Raw genomic sequence first — 2,040 nt, 5'->3', positions numbered from 1 at the left:
CGTCGGAAGGGGCCGCGATAATCATGTTCGGCACGGTGCGCAGGTAGGCCAGATCAAACACGCCGCCATGGGTGGCGCCGTCCTCGCCCACCAGGCCGGCCCGGTCCAGACCGAAGGTTACATCCAGTTCCTGCAGGGCCACATCGTGGATCAGCTGATCATAGCCGCGCTGCAGGAAAGTGGAATAAATGGCTACCACCGGTTTCTGGTTTTCACAGGCCAGCCCGCCGGCCAGAGTGACCGCGTGTTGCTCACAGATGGCCACATCGTGGTAACGCTCCGGGAAGCGGCGGCTGAATTCCACCATGCCGGAGCCTTCGCACATGGCGGGCGTGATGCCCACCAGGCGTGGGTCCTGCTCGGCCATATCGCACAGCCACTGGCCGAAGATATCCTGGTACTTGGGCAGCTTGGGCTTTTGCGGGACGGCCACCTGAACCTTGGGTTTGGGTTCGATCTTGTTGATGGCGTGGTAGCCCACCGGGTCGACTTCTGCGGGCGCAAAGCCTTTGCCCTTGGTGGTATAGATGTGCAGCAGCTGCGGCCCTTCCAGGTCGCGCAGGTTGCCCAGGGTGCGTACCAGCTCATCCACATTGTGGCCGTCGATGGGGCCGATGTAGTTGAAGCCGATGGCCTCGAACAGCATGTCGGGGCTGACCATGTTCTTCATGCTTTCTTCAGTGCGGCGGATGAAATCCCAGGCCGCCGGCATGGTGGAAAGCACTTTCTTGCCACCTTCACGCAGGGCGATATAGCTCTTGCTGGCCCAGATGCGCGCAAAATAATTGGATAGCCCGCCCACATTGTGGGAAATCGACATGTTGTTGTCGTTGAGGATCACCAGCAGATTGGAGCGTGTATGTGCCGCGTGGCTCATGGCCTCAAACGCCTGACCGGCGGTCATGGCGCCGTCACCGATGATGGCCACGGCACGGCGGTCACTGCCGGCCATTTCCGCGCCCAGCGCCATGCCCAGTGCGGCGCTGATGGAAGTGGACGAGTGGCCCACGCCGAAGGTGTCGTATTCGGATTCGCTGCGCTTGGGAAAGCCGGACAGGCCGCCGGCCTGGCGGATGCTGGTCAGTGATTCGCGGCGCCCGGTGAGTATCTTGTGGGGGTAACACTGGTGGCCCACATCCCAGACCAGTTTGTCATCAGGAGTGTGATACAGGTAATGCAGGGCAACGGTCAGTTCGACCACGCCGAGGCCCGCGCCGAAATGCCCGCCACACTGGCCTACCGCATAGAGCAGATATTCGCGTAATTCATCGACCACGCGCTCCAGTTGGGATGCCGGCAGCTGCCGCAGGTCTGCAGGGCTGTTGAGGGTATCCAGCAACGGGGTGTCAGGTCGCGCCAGCGGAATTTGAGTAAACGTCTTGGGCATAGGGTCATGCAGCCTGATGAGTGCAAGGCAGAATAATGGCCTGTGGTCCGGGCGGAACGCTGTGTGAAGCAGGCGCTTTCCGCGTGGACCACTGGCACTAGTATAACTGTCCGGGGGGGCTATCGTCAGTGCTGGATCAGTGATTCCGGGTAATGATGTATTGAGCCAATTGTTGCAGGGGAAGCGCGCGTGGCCCATAGCCAGCCAGAGCCTGTTGCGCCTGCTCGCATAACTGGCGGGCGCGTTGCTGGCTTTGCTCCAGGCCGAGAAGTGCCGGGAAGGTGCTTTTTTGCAGCTTTTCATCGGAGCCGGAGGGCTTGCCCAGCTGCTCGGTGCCGCCGATGACATCGAGGATGTCGTCCTGAATCTGGAACGCCAGACCAATGGTATCGCCAAAATCGGTGAGGCTGTTGAGTAGCGCAGGATCGTTCTTTTCTGCGGCGAAATAGCCCAGCTGCAGGCTGGCGGTGATCAAGCGCCCGGTTTTCAGGTAATGCATCTCTTCCAATGCTGCCACGGTTTGTTGCTGGCCCTGGGCGAGCATGTCCTGCATCTGGCCGGCGGCCATGCCGTCCACGCCTGCCGCCTGGCACAGGTGCTGAATCAGGGCGATGCGGCTGTCACTGCGGTAGTCGCCATGACAGGCGAGCAGC

The 2,040-nt window shown here is 61.1% G+C and carries 2 protein-coding genes; both read right to left on the bottom strand.

All coding sequences use genetic code 11. The features are described from left to right. A partial coding sequence (gene dxs, locus A3730_RS23580) for a 1-deoxy-D-xylulose-5-phosphate synthase (RefSeq protein ID WP_063539099.1) occupies positions 1-1,387 on the bottom strand: 1,387 nt, incomplete at its 3' end. A gap of 136 nt (positions 1,388-1,523) precedes the next feature. After that, positions 1,524-2,040, bottom strand: a 517-nt coding sequence (locus A3730_RS23575) for a polyprenyl synthetase family protein (protein ID WP_197477604.1), incomplete at its 5' end; no start/stop codon positions are given.

The sequence above is a fragment of the Alcanivorax sp. HI0044 genome (assembly GCF_001634945.1).
The sequence above is the reverse complement of the archived record's forward strand: the minus strand, read 5'-3'. Positions and strand labels throughout refer to the sequence as shown.